12 protein-coding genes and 1 pseudogene are annotated in these 13,761 nt (G+C 66.3%); 9 read left to right on the forward strand and 4 right to left on the reverse strand.

All coding sequences use genetic code 11. The features are described from left to right. Nucleotides 1–42 precede the first annotated feature (42 nt). The 9 genes from ACXDF8_RS19120 to ACXDF8_RS19160 are packed head-to-tail and all read left to right on the forward strand — an operon-like array spanning nt 43 to nt 9,818. On the forward strand, nt 43–906 hold the full coding sequence (locus tag ACXDF8_RS19120) for an alpha/beta fold hydrolase (protein WP_457224858.1): 864 nt from the start codon (nt 43–45) through the stop codon (nt 904–906). Nucleotides 907–908: 2 nt separating this feature from the next. Further along, on the forward strand, nt 909–2,618 hold the full coding sequence (locus ACXDF8_RS19125) for a bifunctional 3-(3-hydroxy-phenyl)propionate/3-hydroxycinnamic acid hydroxylase (RefSeq protein ID WP_457224859.1): 1,710 nt from the start codon (nt 909–911) through the stop codon (nt 2,616–2,618). Continuing rightward, nucleotides 2,566–3,495, forward strand: coding sequence for a 3-carboxyethylcatechol 2,3-dioxygenase (locus tag ACXDF8_RS19130; protein WP_457224860.1), 930 nt, complete (start codon nt 2,566–2,568; stop codon nt 3,493–3,495). The genes ACXDF8_RS19125 and ACXDF8_RS19130 overlap by 53 nt, the downstream gene beginning before the upstream one ends. After that, nucleotides 3,492–5,255 carry an FAD-binding protein gene (locus tag ACXDF8_RS19135; RefSeq protein ID WP_457224861.1) on the forward strand — a complete coding sequence of 588 codons (1,764 nt, stop codon included), beginning with the start codon at nt 3,492–3,494 and terminating at the stop codon, nt 5,253–5,255. The genes ACXDF8_RS19130 and ACXDF8_RS19135 overlap by 4 nt, the downstream gene beginning before the upstream one ends. After that, nucleotides 5,255–6,571, forward strand: a complete 1,317-nt coding sequence (locus ACXDF8_RS19140) for an LLM class flavin-dependent oxidoreductase (protein WP_457224862.1) — start codon at nt 5,255–5,257, stop codon at nt 6,569–6,571. Before ACXDF8_RS19135 ends, ACXDF8_RS19140 begins: the two co-directional genes overlap by 1 nt. 12 nt (nt 6,572–6,583) lie before the next feature. Beyond that, the gene (locus tag ACXDF8_RS19145) at nt 6,584–7,402 is read left to right on the forward strand and encodes a coniferyl-alcohol dehydrogenase (RefSeq protein ID WP_457224863.1); all 819 of its coding nucleotides are present in this window, start codon (nt 6,584–6,586) and stop codon (nt 7,400–7,402) included. Nucleotides 7,403–7,427: 25 nt separating this feature from the next. Beyond that, the gene (locus tag ACXDF8_RS19150) at nt 7,428–8,408 is read left to right on the forward strand and encodes a cyclase family protein (RefSeq protein ID WP_457224972.1); all 981 of its coding nucleotides are present in this window, start codon (nt 7,428–7,430) and stop codon (nt 8,406–8,408) included. 10 nt (nt 8,409–8,418) lie between these two features. After that, nucleotides 8,419–9,000 (forward strand): NADPH-dependent FMN reductase, encoded by a 582-nt coding sequence (locus ACXDF8_RS19155; protein ID WP_457224864.1) that lies wholly within the window; start codon nt 8,419–8,421, stop codon nt 8,998–9,000. Next, nucleotides 8,997–9,818: an alpha/beta fold hydrolase gene (locus tag ACXDF8_RS19160; protein ID WP_457224865.1), complete on the forward strand. Its 822-nt coding sequence runs from the start codon at nt 8,997–8,999 to the stop codon at nt 9,816–9,818. Before ACXDF8_RS19155 ends, ACXDF8_RS19160 begins: the two co-directional genes overlap by 4 nt. Nucleotides 9,819–9,830: 12 nt before the next feature. Here ACXDF8_RS19160 and ACXDF8_RS19165 read toward each other — a convergent pair whose 3' ends face one another. The 4 genes and pseudogenes from ACXDF8_RS19165 to ACXDF8_RS19180 all read right to left on the reverse strand — a co-directional run bounded on the left by ACXDF8_RS19165 (nt 9,831) and on the right by ACXDF8_RS19180 (nt 13,754). Then, the gene (locus ACXDF8_RS19165; RefSeq protein ID WP_457224866.1) at nt 9,831–11,114 is read right to left on the reverse strand and encodes a hypothetical protein; all 1,284 of its coding nucleotides are present in this window, start codon (nt 11,112–11,114) and stop codon (nt 9,831–9,833) included. Nucleotides 11,115–11,133: 19 nt separating this feature from the next. Further along, a pseudogene (locus tag ACXDF8_RS19170) lies at nt 11,134–11,607 on the reverse strand (phosphotransferase); the annotation flags it as partial. 75 nt (nt 11,608–11,682) lie between these two features. Then, a complete protein-coding gene (locus ACXDF8_RS19175; protein WP_457224867.1) occupies nt 11,683–12,522 on the reverse strand; it encodes a mycofactocin-coupled SDR family oxidoreductase in 840 nt (279 codons plus the stop codon). Nucleotides 12,523–12,557: 35 nt separating this feature from the next. Further along, nucleotides 12,558–13,754, reverse strand: coding sequence for a cytochrome P450 (locus tag ACXDF8_RS19180; RefSeq protein WP_457224868.1), 1,197 nt, complete (start codon nt 13,752–13,754; stop codon nt 12,558–12,560). Nucleotides 13,755–13,761: the final 7 nt, after the last annotated feature.

Here is a 13,761-nt window from a genome sequence, read left to right on the forward strand (position 1 = left end):
AAAAGCGAGAATCCCATTATCATCGAGGATTGGGGCCAACGGGTGCCGGAGTTCGAAAGCGTCTGGAGTGACCTACAGGGCGTTCCGTTCGCGCAGGGTTATCTCGACGCCGGTGGCGTGCGCACGCGCTACCTGCACGCCGGTGATCCCGGTCTGCCGACCCTGGTGCTGCTGCACGGCTCGGGCGGCCACGCCGAGGCGTATGTCCGCAACCTGGAAGCCCACGCCGAGCACTTCTCCACCTGGTCGATCGACATGCTCGGCCACGGATACACCGACAAGCCCGGCCACCCGCTGGAGATCGCCCACTACGTCGGTCATCTGACCGATGTGCTGGATGCCATCGGTGCCGAACGGGCGCACGTGTCCGGCGAATCGCTTGGCGGCTGGGTTGCGTCGCGTTTCGCCGTCGACCACGCCGACCGGCTGGACCGGTTGGTGCTCAACACCGCCGGCGGTTCCCAGGCGGACCTCGAGGTCATGAAGCGGATCGTCACCCTGTCCATGGCCGCGGCCGAGAACCCGAGCTGGGAGACCGTGCAGGCCAGGATCAAGTGGCTGATGGCCGACAAGTCCAAGGACTACGACGACATCGTAGCCAGCCGGCAGCGGGTGTACCGCCAGCCCGGATTCGCCGCCGCGATGCGCGACATCATGGCGCTGCAGGACCCCGAGATCCGCCAGCGAAACATCATGGGCCCCAGTGACTATGGTGCCATCACGGCTCCCACCTTGGTGTTGTGGACCAGCGACGACCCGACTGCGGACACCCACGAGGGCCGCCGCATCTCGGAGATGATCCCCGGTGCGCGCTTCGAGGTCATGGAAGGGTGCGGTCACTGGCCGCAATACGAGGATCCCAAGACGTTCGACCGCTTGCACATCGACTTCCTCCTGGGCCGGTGAGCATGAACAACTCTGCCCATGGTTCGGTGACCGACGCCGACACCGATGTCGACGTCGTCGTGGTCGGTGCCGGCCCGGTCGGCATGACCCTGGCGAACATCCTTGGTATCCAGGGTGTTCGCGTGCTGATCGCCGAGGAGCGCGACGCTCTCATCGACTACCCGCGCGGTGTCGGGCTGGACGACGAGGCCTTGCGCAGCTTCCAGTCCATCGGCGTCGTCGACGCCGTGTTGCCGCACACGGTGCCCAATCAGATCCTGCGCTTCTTCGACGGCAAGCGACGGCTGCTGGCCGAGATGGCGCCGCCGGACGCCCGATTCGGCTGGCCCAAGCGCAACGGGTTCGTTCAGCCTCTCGTCGATGCCGAGCTGTGCCGGGGCCTGGACAGGTTCGACCACGTCCAGATCGCCTGGGGCCAGCCCATGGTCTCCGTCACCGAGAACCCCGACGGTGTCGTCGTCGAGCTGGGGGCCGGTACCTCCGGGGTCCGAAAAGTCCGGGCCCGCTACATCGTCGGCTGCGACGGCGGCCGCAGTGCCACCCGCCGGCTGATGGGCGTGTCCTTCGACGGCACGACCTCGTCGACGCGGTGGCTGGTGGTCGACGTCGCCAACGACCCGCTCGGACATCCCAACAGTGAGGTCGGCGCGGACCCGGCCCGGCCCTACGTGTCGATCTCGATCGCGCACGGAATCCGGCGATTCGAGTTCATGATCCACGCCGACGAATCCGACGAGATGGCCGAGGACCCGGCGTTCGTTGCCGAGATGCTCTCGACGCTGATTCCCTACCCGGACAAGGCCGACATCATCCGCAGGCGGGTCTACACCCACCATTCCCGCATCGCCGGATCCTTCCGGGCGGGACGGTTGTTCATTGCCGGTGACGCCGCCCACCTGATGCCGGTGTGGCAGGGCCAGGGCTACAACAGCGGTATCCGCGACGCGTTCAACCTGGGCTGGAAGCTGGCGGCGGTGGTCAACGGCCAGGCGCGCCAGGAGCTGCTCGACAGCTACGACGTCGAACGGCGCAAGCACGCCCGGGCGATGATCGACCTGTCGACCACGGTGGGCAGGGTGATCTCGCCGACCAACCCCCGCGTCGCCGCCGCGCGCGACGTGGTGATCAGGGCGGCATCTCTGGTGCCGACGCTCAAGCGCTACATCCTCGAGATGCGGTTCAAGCCGATGCCGTTCTACGACCAAGGCGCGGTGGTGCACAACGAGCCGCCGTCACCAGGGGTGGGGACGCTGTTCATCCAGCCCCGGGTGGATACCCGCGTCCAGCGCGACGTGCTGCTCGATGACGTCATCGGACCGTGGTTCGGCGTCCTGTCCTGGAACAACAACCCGCGGAAGATTCTGGGCGAGAGGGCCTTCGAAGAATGGAAGGCAATCGGTGCGAGGTTCCTCGCGCTGCGGCCGGTGACCCAGCTGTCCTGGCCCGACCAGGACGATCCCGACGTCGTGGTGGTCGGTGATCGCACCGGTGCCCTCAAGGCATGGTTCGACGCCCGCGAGGAATCGGTGTTGTTCCTACGCCCCGACCGCTGCATCGCCGGTTCCTGCATCGCCCAGCGCGCCCCGGAATTGAGCGCGGCTCTGATGAACAAGCTCACCCTCACGCCGGGAGGCAACGATGGCTCTGGCCCTGTGCTGTATGTCCCACAGTCCCCTGCTGAACCTTCCCGGACCGTCGGCGGAACTACTTGACGACGTGGAGGACGCGCTGGGACACGCACGTGACTTCGTCACCGAGTACGACCCCGAATTGGTCGTCATCTTCTCGCCGGACCACTACAACGGGTTCTTCTACCGGCTGATGCCGCCGTTCTGCATCGGCACGGCCGCGGTGGGGGTCGGCGATTACGGAACCGCCGCCGACGCCCTCGACGTCCCACGCGAACTGGCCATGGAATTGGCCGGTGCGGTGCTCGATGCCGGTGTGGACGTGGCGATCTCGGCCGGGATGGATGTCGATCATGGCACCGTCCAGCCGTTGGAGAAGCTCTTCGGCAGCAGCACCGCGGTGCCCGTCATCCCGATCTTCATCAACTCGGTCGCCACTCCGCTGGGGCCGCTGCACAGGTCCAGGGCACTGGGCACTGCGGTGGGAGAGTTCCTCGCGACCCTCGATCGGCGGGTGCTCGTCATCGGTTCGGGTGGGTTGTCGCACGACCCACCGATTCCCACTCTGGCCACGGCACCGCCGGCCGCGCTGGAACGCATCGTCGATGGCAAGCCCATGACCGTCGAACAGCGGCAGGCGCGTCAGGATGCCGTGATTGCCGCGGCTCGCGAGTTCGCCACGGGGCAGGGAAGTCTGCAACCGCTGAACCCCGAGTGGGACCTGTCGTTGCTCGATCTGCTCGACAACGGACGGTTCGGCGAGTTCGACGGGTGGACCAACGCGTGGATTGCGCGGGAGGCCGGCAATTCGGCCCATGAAGTCCGCACCTGGGTGGCCGCGTTCGCCGCGCTGGCGGCCGCGGGTCCGTATCGGACAGCGGTGAGCTACTACCGCGCCGCACCCGATCTGATCGCCGGTTTCGCGGTGCGTGCGGCGGTACCGACGGGAGCCGCTCGGTGAGCGTGGAATCGTTCGACACCCACGTCGACGTGCTGGTCGTCGGATCCGGCGGCGCCGGTATGACGGCGGCGCTGGCTGCCCACGCCGCGGGGCTGGACACGCTGGTGATCGAAAAGGCCTCGCACTTCGGCGGATCCACCGCGCTCTCGGGTGGCGGTATCTGGGTTCCGGGTGCGCCGTCGCAGAAGCGGGAGGGATATACGCCCGATCCCGAAGGCGTCAAGAACTATCTGCGGCAGATCACCGAGGGCCTGGTGAGCGAAGAGCGCATCGCCGCCTACGTCGACCATGCGCCGCAGATGATGGAGTTCCTGGAGAACATCAGCAGCTGGCTGGAGTTCGTCTGGAAACCCGGCTACGCCGACTACTACCCGGAGCTGCCCGGCGGTTCGCAGCTGGGCAGCACCATCAACGTTCCCCCCATCGATCTGCGCAAGCTCGGCGAGGACGAGGAGAACCTGCTCAAACCGCTGGCGCTGGCGCCGAAGGGAATCTGGCTGGGCCCTAAGGATCTCCGGCTCTTCTACCAGGTCCGCCAGAACTGGCGGGGCAAGGTCGTGCTGGCCAAGCTTCTCCTGCGTAAGTTCCGCGCCCATGCGTTCGGGGAGCGGATCGCCGCCATCGGCCAGTCTCTGGTTGCCCGGATGCGGCTGGCCATGCGCGAACAGGGGATCCCGCTGTGGCTCGACGCTCCAATGACCGAGTTGATCACCGACGTCGATGGTGCGGTGGTCGGTGCGGTTGTCGAGCGCGACGGCCGTCAGCAGCGCGTGGGCGCCCGCCGTGGCGTGATCCTGGCTAGCGGTGGATTCGACCACGACATGAGCTGGCGCCGTGAGTATCTTCCCGAACTCGAACACGACTGGAGCTTCGGAAACCCGGTGGCCATGGGTGACGGCATCCGGGCCGCGGAGAAGGTCGGTGCATCCACCGACCTGCTCGACGAGGCTTGGTGGTTCCCCGCAATGTGCTGGCCGGGCGGCCGGCTGCAGTTCATGCTCAACGAGCGGATGATGCCGTCGCAGTTCGTGGTCAACGCCGCGGGTAGGCGATTCATCAACGAGGCGGCTCCGTACATGGACTTCGCGCACGCCATGATCGCCGGCGAGCGCAGCGGGGTCGGCCACATTCCCTGCTGGCTGATCACCGACACCAGGTCGTTCCATCGGTACGTGGTGGGCGGACACCTGCCGATCCCCAAGGTTCCCGGTGCACCGGTACCGACCGGTCGCAAGGTCCCACAGGCGTGGCTGGACTCCGGGGTGGTGTGCTCGGCGCCCACACTCGACGAGCTGGCGGTCAAGATTGGCGTGCCCCCCGCCGAGTTGTGCCGTACGGCGGAGCGGTTCAACACGCTGGCCCGCGCCGGCCACGACGACGACTTCAACCGCGGTGACAGCGCCTACGACAACTACTACGGCGATCCCACGCTGCCGAACCCGAATCTGTATCCGCTCACCACGCCGCCGTATCTGGCGTTCCAGATCATCCTCGGCGATCTCGGCACATCAGGAGGTCTGCGCACCGACGAATACGCGCGCGTACTGCGCTCCGACGACACGGTGATCGACGGGCTCTACGCGGCGGGCAACACCTCGGCGGCGGTGATGGGTCGCAGTTACGCCGGGGCCGGGGCAACCATCGGCCCGGCCATGACGTTCGGCTACATCGCCGCCAGACACATCGCCGATCGTGGCGGAAACCCCGCAACAGGCAATGACATTGGAAAGAATTCGACGCATTCCATCGGAGGTAAGTAATGAAGATTTCGCTGTTCTACGAGTTCCCGCTGCCCCGGCCGTGGGGTGAGGACGACGAGCACCAGCTTTTCCAGGACGGACTGGTCGAGGTAGAGGCCGCCGACAAGGCGGGGTTCTCCACTGTGTGGCTGACCGAACACCACTTCCTGGAGGAGTACTGCCACTCCAGCGCCCCGGAGATGTTCTTGGCCGCGGCCAGCCAGCGCACCAAGAACATCCGGCTGGGCTTCGGCGTGATGCACCTGCCGCCGCCCATCAATCACCCGGCCCGCATCGCCGAACGGGTCTCGACACTGGACCACCTGTCCAACGGCCGGGTCGAGTTCGGAACCGGTGAAGGCTCCTCGGTGGCCGAGCTCGGTGGCTTCAACATCGACCCGGCCGACAAGCGGACGATGTGGGAAGAGGCCCTGGAGGTTTCGATCCGCTGTATGACCGAGGACCCGTTCACCGGGTTCAAGGGACAGCATGTCGAGATGCCCGCCCGCAACGTCATCCCGCACCCGCTGCAGAAGCCGCACCCTCCGGTGTGGGTGGCCTGCACCCGGCCGTCCTCGGTGAACATGGCCGCCGAGAAGGCCATCGGCGCCTTGAGCTTCGCCTACACCGGCCCCGGTCCACTCAAGGACCGGGTGGACACCTACTACAAGGACTTCGAGGAGAAGGGCACGCCCGTCACCCCGGCGATGAACCCGAACATCCTGGCCATCGGCGGCGATCTGTCGATGATGGTGGCGCGCACCGACGACGAGGCGGTCAAGCGACTGGGCGTCGGTGGCGGGTTCTTCTCGTTCGGCATCATGCACTACTACCTCACCGGCATGCATACACCGGGCCGGACCAAGGTCTGGGAGCTCTACGAGGAGGCCGTCAAGGAGGATCCGACGCTGGCCTACGGTCCCGGCCGCGGCGCGATCGGATCACCGGATACGGTCCGGCAGTTCCTGCGGGAGTACGAGGCCAGCGGCGTCGACGAGATCATCCTGCTGCTCAACCCGCGCGCCCACGAAGGCGTCATGGAGTCGATCGAGATCATGGGCAAGGAGATCCTGCCCGAGTTCATCGAGCGCGACGAGAAGGCCGTGGCCGCCAAGGCCAAGCGTCTGGAGCCGGTCATCGAGAAGGTGGAGGCCCGCCGTCGGCCGTCGGAGGCACCGCTGTTCGACGACACCTACGCGTTCGGTGGCCTGCCCACCGGACAGGGCGGCAAGTTCACCGCCAGCGAGATCCCCGAGGCGTGGGCCGAGATCAACGAGGGCCGCGTGCAGGCAGCACAGGCCGAAAAGGATGCCCGCGCGCGTGAGGCCAGTAGCTGAGGGATCGGGCCGTTGACGAGTCTCGCGCGACTGCTGCGCTACGACGACCGCCGGGTCGTCGTGACCGGGTGTTCCTCCGGGATCGGTGCGGCGCTGTGCGAACAGCTCGCTGAACTCGGTGCGCACGTTGTCGGCTTGGACCTTCGGCGTCCCGACAACGCCGGCGGGGTGCATGACTTCGTCGAGCTGAATCTCGCCGATCCGGACTCCATCGAGCGGGCCGCCGTTGCGGTCGGCGGCCCGCTCGATTCGGTGTTCAACGTCGCGGGTGTGTCTTCGGGGATCGGCGACCCGCTGCGGGTGGTCACCATCAACTTCCTCGGCACCCGGATGTTCACCGAGGCAGTACTGCCCGGCCTGAAATCCGGCTCGTCGGTGGTAAGTGTGTCCTCGCTGGCTGCTTCGGCCTACCGTGAGCACCTACCGCAGGTTGCCGGCCTCCTGGCGACCACCTCGATGGCCGAGGGTATCGCCTGGTGTGGGGAGCACCCCGAGGCGTTGGCCGATGGCGGCTACCGGCTATCCAAGGAGGCGATCATCGGATACACCGTCCGCAGCGCAGTATCGCTGGGCGCCAATGGGGTCCGGATCAACTGCAGCGGCCCGGGTGTGACCGAGACCCCGATCCTGGACCAGCTGCGGTCCGCCTACGGCCAGGATTACCTCGACAACTTCCCCCAACCGCTGGGGCGGGTGTCGAATCCGGCCGAACAGGCTGCGGTGCTGGCGTTCCTGGGCAGCCCCGCCGCCGGATACATCACCGGTCAGGTGCTCTGGGTCGACGGCGGCATCCTGGCGGCGCGTCAAGCCGTCGATTTCGAGAAGGGGTGACCAAGGAGTGAACGCTGTGGCCAGCATGGCCGATTTCCGCCGGACGTCCGACGACGTGCGCAACTGGGGCCGGTGGGGAGATGCCGACGAACTCGGCACACTGAACTTCATCACCCCGGAGAAGGTTGCGCAGGCAGCCGCATTGGTTCAGCACGGCAAGGTGTTCCCGCTCGGGGTGGACTTCGGCTCATCGGGTCCGCAGGGGGCGTTCCAGTACCGCCAGAACCCCACCCACGTGATGACGGTCGACGGCGGTGACGCCGAGACCCTGCTGCGGTACGGTCCTGCGTGGCTGCAGAACCCGTCGGCGGTGCAACTCAGCGGCTACTCTACGGCCGGCCCGATGCGCTTCAACGACGACCTGATCATCATGCCGCTGCAGGCGGCCACCCAGTGGGACGCGCTCTCGCACGTCTACTACGAGGACAAGCTCTACAACGGTTTCCCGGCCGATTCGGTGACCAGCCTGGGCGCCTACTATCTCGGGATCGACAAGGTGGTCGGCAAGGGCATCACCTCGCGTGCCGTCCTGCTCGACATCGTCAAGCTGCGCGGCGTGCCCACCTTCTGCGAACTCGGTGAGCCGATCACGCCGGCCGAACTCGACGAGGCAGCCAGGACCCAGGGCGTGACGGTAGAGCCTGGCGACATCGTGCTGGTTCGAACCGGTTGGTGGGCAAGATTTCTCGAGACCGGGGACGGTTCAGAGCCGGGCGCGGGACTGGATTGGACTTGCGCCTCGTGGCTGCATGATCACCAGGTGGCCGCGGTGGCGGCCGACAACCTGATGGTCGAGAACCCGGTATCGGCGGTCGATGGCGCGATCCTGCCGATGCACATGTTGTGCCTGCGCGACATGGGTCTGATGCTCGGCGAGTACTGGAACCTCACTGAACTGGCCGCCGACTGCGCCGCGGACGGACGCTATGAGTTCCAGCTCATCGCACCACCACTGAGTGTCACCGGCGCCGTCGGCTCACCGGTCAATCCGATTGCGATCAAGTGAGGTCCTCACGATGACGGAAACTCCGCTGGTCGTCGGTCTCGGCGGCACGCTACGCGCCGATTCCTCGACCGAACGCGCGTTGCGGCACTGCCTAGCGGCCGTCGAGGCCCAGGGCGGACGCACCGAGCTGTTCTGCGGCGCCGACCTGGATCTGCCGATGTACAACCCGCATGACGCGGCACGCACCGCCGAGGCCGCCGGGCTCATCGACGCCCTGCGTCGTGCCGATGCCGTCGTGGTGGCCTCACCCGGCTACCACGGTGCGGTGTCCGGACTGGTGAAGAACGCGCTGGATTACTTCGAAGACCTCCGGGACGGACCCACGGTCTATTTGGACAACAAGCCCTGGGGCGTCATCACCTGCGCGTACGGGTGGCAGGCCGCGGTCGGCACGCTGGGCCAGCTGCGGGTGATCGGTCACGCGCTGCGCGCCTGGCCGACGCCGCTGGGCGTGGCGATCAACTCGGCGGAACCGGTGTGGGACGCCGGCGGCGAACTGATCGACAAGGGGGTCCGCACCCAGCTGGAGCTGCTGGCCACCCAGGTGCTGACCTTCGCCCGGTCGGGCACTGCCGCTGCGGGGCGGCCATGACCTTCGCTCACCGCAAGCTCGTCGTCGACGGGCTCGACACGCATTTCCTGGAAGCCGGTGCCGGCGAGCCGGTGGTGTTGCTGCACGGCGGCGAGTTCGGCGCTAGCGCGGAGATCGGTTGGGAGAGAGTGATTCCCGCACTCGCCGAGCGCTATCGCGTGCTGGCCCCGGACATGCTGGGCTTCGGCGGCTCGGCCAAGGTGGTGGACTTCACCGACGGGCGCGGCATGCGGATCCGCCATGTTGCCCGGTTCTGCGCGCTGCTCGGGATCGACTCGGCCCACTTCGTCGGCAACTCGATGGGTGCAATCAACATGCTGGTCGACCTGACATCGGCCGCGCCCGTGCTGCCGATCCGCAGCGCGGTGACGATCTGCGGCGGGGGAGATATCCAGAAGAATCGGCACACCGGCGCGCTGTATGACTACGACGCTTCATTCGAGGCCATGCGTGCCATCGTCGAGGCGTTGTTCGCCGACCCGGCCTATCCCGCCGATGAGGCGTACGTACAGCGCCGCTACGAATCGAGCATCGCACCCGGAGCGTGGGAAGCGCTGGCCGCGGCGCGGTTTCGCCGCCCGGGACTCGAAGCGCCGTCGACGCCGTCGAGCAAGCGGGCCTACGAGCGCATCGGGGTTCCGGTTCTGGTGGTCGAGGGCGGCGAGGACAAACTGCTCGCGCCGGGATGGGCCGCCGAGATCGCCGGCCAGATCACCGGGGGGCGTTCGGCCGTCGTCGCCGGTGCCGGGCATTGTCCGCAGATCGAACAGCCCGAGGTTGTCGCACAACTTCTCCTCGAGTTCCTGGCGGCGTTGTAGCCAGCCGCGGACTCAGCTACCCACTTCGTCCACAAGCGGGGCCAAGTCCTGCGTTTGGCACAGGTTGAGAAAGTTCGTCATCATCTGCAACCGGGACCGGACAGCCTCGTCGTCGCGGATCTCCGGGTCGCCGCGGTCGGCGCCGTGCGTCGGCAGTCTCGACGTGAGGTAGCGAGGTACGTCAAGTAACCACGTGACACCCATGACCACCGCGTAGAGGATGACGTGACGGCGGAAGGCGGCGGAATCCAGCGCGGGTCCACCGCAGCCGTGGTATTCGGTCGCGAAGAGATCCAGCAGTGCCCCCAGGTGGTTATCCCACAACGAGGTCTCGGCGCTGCACAAAGCACCCCAGATCGCCATGGCGACATTCATGGTGCCGACACATCCCCAATCCAGCAGCCCGCAGTCGATGACTCCGGACTCGTCGGTCCAGAACCACGCATTGTCGACGTTGGCGTTCCAGTGGCACAGAGCGACAAAGTCGGTGTCCTGCTCGAGACGATTCCAGATCAGTGCCTCGTGTTCGGCAAATGCCACGGCGGTGCCGGCCAGCGTGGCCATGAAACGCGGTGTACGGATAGTGGCCGGCAGCAGTTGTGGGTTCGACTCGGCGAACGACTGGTAGGCGGCGACATTGCGACACAGCCGATCCCGCGTCAGCGTAGGCCGACGGCCGACTGACAGCTCCCGCATGTCCGTCGTGAACCCGCCGGTCAGCCGGGATGGGAGGGCACCGGCTTTCGCGGTGCCGGCCAGCCTGCCCAGCGCCCGGATGATCGCTTGGTAGTGCCCCAACTGGTCGGGCATCTCGTAGTCCAGACACTTGTGATATTGCGGCTCGATCCCGGCCTGGCCGAACTGAACCCGTTCGGTGAGCAGGATTCCGGTACCGGTCTCCTGGTGGTAGTCGGCGAACATGCAGTGCGGCACCGTGATCGGAAAGCCCGAATCGCGCGAGAGCAGCGCAAAACGCACCTCGGAGTCCATCTGGAACCTGCCGCGGTCGCGCACGGGATCCGTGCGATCACGGGAGAACTTGGCGAACAGCCGGGTCGGCGGGCCGGGTTTCCGATAGGCGACATCGAGCATCATCTTGCGACCGGTGCTCCCACCCGGAAACGGTGCCGCCTCGACGATCTGGATGACCTGATTGTCCGCTGACACGGCGCCGCCAAGGCGCAGCGCCCGGGTGAGGAAGTCGGCTCCGCCGGCTAGTAACGCATCGGGATCTGCGGGTATCTGCAGATGCCAATGGTCCCCGGTGACCCAGGGCGCCCAACTACTCGTGTGCACGCTGTGCTGCGGCGCGGGGCTATGCGATGGCGTCAAGGGCTGCGCGAGTCTCCAAGTCCACGAAGGCCGCCGCGTAACGCTGGGCGAAGGCCAGGCAGATGTCCGGACGCTGCCAGGAGTCGCCACCACTGAGAGTGGCGATCCAGATGGCCAGACCGTGCGCCATCGAGGCGCGGTAGTGCAACCACACCTCGTCGGCTGACGGTATCTCGTCGGCGGGCAGGGTCAACGCCATGCGGTATTCCTCGACGAGTGCGCGTTCGGTCGAACGCCGATCATCGTTCGTCAGGCTGCCTTGCAGGAAATAGCCCAGATCCAACGAGAAGTTGCCGCGCCGCACCATCTGCCAGTCCAGAAAGCCGACCTCGCCATCGGGCAGCACGTAGGTGTTGCCGATGTGCGGATCGCCGTGCAGCAAAGTCGGTGCGGCCTTGGTCAGCGTCGTGGTGTAGCGGGCCCAGATGTCGACGAAGAGCTCCGTGCCGTTCATGGCCGCGTAGGACAGCCGCCGTCATCCACTCTGGGGTGATCGCATCCCAGTCGTCGGGGACGGTGAGATGCGGCACGGTCACTTCAAGCAGCTGCCACCGTCGACGGGGAGCTGGATACCGGTGATGTAGCGGGCCTCGTCGGAAGCCAGGAACAACACCGCGTTGGCGATGTCCTCGGGTTCGACCCAGCCGATCGGCAGCGTGTGCATGAACTCGCCGACGACCTTGATGTCGTCCGGGCCCGGGTTCTCCAGGTCGGGGCGGAACAGCTTCATCGTGCCTTCGTTCATGAACAGCGGGGTGTTCACGTTGGTCGGATGCACCGAGTTGACCCGGATGTTCTTGGCGCCCAGCTCGACCGCGAAGGTCTTCATCAGTCCGACGACCCCATGCTTGGCGGCGACGTAGTGACCGCAATGGGGGTAGGCCTTAATGCCGCCGACCGAACTGGTCAGGATGATCGAGCCGCCGCGCTCACCCGCGAGGATGTGCGGCACACCGGCTTTCACCGTTTTCCACACGCCAGCCAGGTTGATGTCGATCATCGCGGTCCAGTCCACCTCGCTGGTCTGGTCCAGCGTCTGTCCGCCGTTGCCGATGCCCGCGTTCGCCACGATGACATCCAGCCGGCCGAATTCCTCGACACCGGCGTCGACGGCGCTCTTGAGGGCGTCGTAGTCACGGACATCGACCTGAGCGGTGAAAATCCGACCGCCGGCATTCTTGACCAGATCAGCGGTCTCGGCCAGATCCTCTGGCGTCGACGCGGCGACCAAGTCGACGGTGTCGATCTTCTTGCAGATGTCGACCGCGATGATGTCGGCGCCCTCCTGCGCCAGCCGGATCGCGTGAGCGCGGCCCTGCCCGCGTGCCGCACCGGTGATGAATGCGACCTTGCCTTCTACCCGTCCTGCCATAGTTCTTCAGTCCTCTTGCTCGTTGGTGGTGAATTTCAGGAAATGATCGTCGGCATGGCATCCCAGCCGCGTACTGCGGTGGTCTGCGATTTGCGCGCACCCGCCCAGTCGACCTCCCAGGTCGGGAAGCGTTTGAGGATCTCCTCCAGCGCGACGCGGCCCTCCATCCGGGCTAGCGCATTGCCCATGCAGAAGTGGGTGCCCGCCCCGAAGGTCATGTGCGACTTGAGTTCACGGTGGATGTCGAACACATCGCCGTCGGGGGCGAACCGGCGGTGGTCGCGGTTGGCGGCGCCGACCAGCATCAGCATCGCCGAACCCTCGGGCACCGTCTGGCCGTAGTACTCGATGTCGCGCGCTACGTAACGGGCGATCTGCAGAGCGGGTGGCTCCCAGCGCAGGATCTCCTCGATGGCCTGTGGGATCAGGGCCGGGTTCTCCACGAGCTCGCGGCGTTGATCGGGGTAGTCGGCCAGCGTCTTGCCAGCCCACCCGATCAGCCGGGTGGTGGTCTCCGAGCCGGCAGTGGCGATCACGGTCAAGTAGAGCAGCAACTCCTCGCGGTGCAGCCGCCGCCGGGTGCCGGTCTCGTCCTCGAACTCGGCGTTGAGCAAATCGGTCATGATGTCGTCGGAGGGGTGTTCGGTGCGCCAATCAATGAACTCGGCGAACACCTCGCCGGTGGCCAGCGCGTCGATCTTCTCCTTCTGCAGGGTGGCCTCGCCGTGATCGGTGATCTGGCGCTGCCGGTCCTCGGGAATCCCGAGGAGCATGCCGATCACCCGCATCGGCATCTGCTCGCCGAGATCGTTGACGAAGTCGAAGCGGCCCGTGCCGACCAGCGGATCCAGGCACCGGGCGGTGAACTCGCGGATCTGCGGCTCGAGGGCGGCCACCTTGCGCGGGGTGAACAATCGCGACAACAAGTTGCGGTGGATGTTGTGGATCGGCGGATCCTCGAAAATCAAGGTGCCGGGTGGGATCTCCATCCCCGATTTGATGATCTCCAGCAAGGCACCCCGCCCGGAGATGAACGTCTCGTGGTCGATCAAGCCCTTGTTGACGTCGTCGAAGCGGCTCAGGGCATAGAAATCGTGCTCGGGGTTGTAGTACAGAGGCGCGTGCTCGCGCAGCCGGGCGAACATCGGGTACGGGTCGATGTTGAGGTCGACGTCGTAAGGGTCGTAGTGGAGATTGTCGTGGTGAAGATGGTTGTCCGCGCTGACGGTCACACCAGCA

The sequence above is a fragment of the Mycolicibacterium sp. CBM1 genome (assembly GCF_054073305.1).

Excerpts from the sequence above, each read along its gene's own strand:
- ACXDF8_RS19125 (WP_457224859.1), top strand. The coding sequence starts at position 909 with ATGAACAACTCTGCCCATGGTTCGGTGACCGACGCCGACACCGATGTC.
- ACXDF8_RS19130 (WP_457224860.1), top strand. The coding sequence starts at position 2,566 with ATGTCCCACAGTCCCCTGCTGAACCTTCCCGGACCGTCGGCGGAACTA.
- ACXDF8_RS19140 (WP_457224862.1), top strand. The coding sequence starts at position 5,255 with ATGAAGATTTCGCTGTTCTACGAGTTCCCGCTGCCCCGGCCGTGGGGT.
- ACXDF8_RS19150 (WP_457224972.1), top strand. The coding sequence starts at position 7,428 with ATGGCCGATTTCCGCCGGACGTCCGACGACGTGCGCAACTGGGGCCGG.
- ACXDF8_RS19155 (WP_457224864.1), top strand. The coding sequence starts at position 8,419 with ATGACGGAAACTCCGCTGGTCGTCGGTCTCGGCGGCACGCTACGCGCC.
- ACXDF8_RS19160 (WP_457224865.1), top strand. The coding sequence starts at position 8,997 with ATGACCTTCGCTCACCGCAAGCTCGTCGTCGACGGGCTCGACACGCAT.
- ACXDF8_RS19175 (WP_457224867.1), bottom strand. The coding sequence starts at position 12,522 with ATGGCAGGACGGGTAGAAGGCAAGGTCGCATTCATCACCGGTGCGGCA.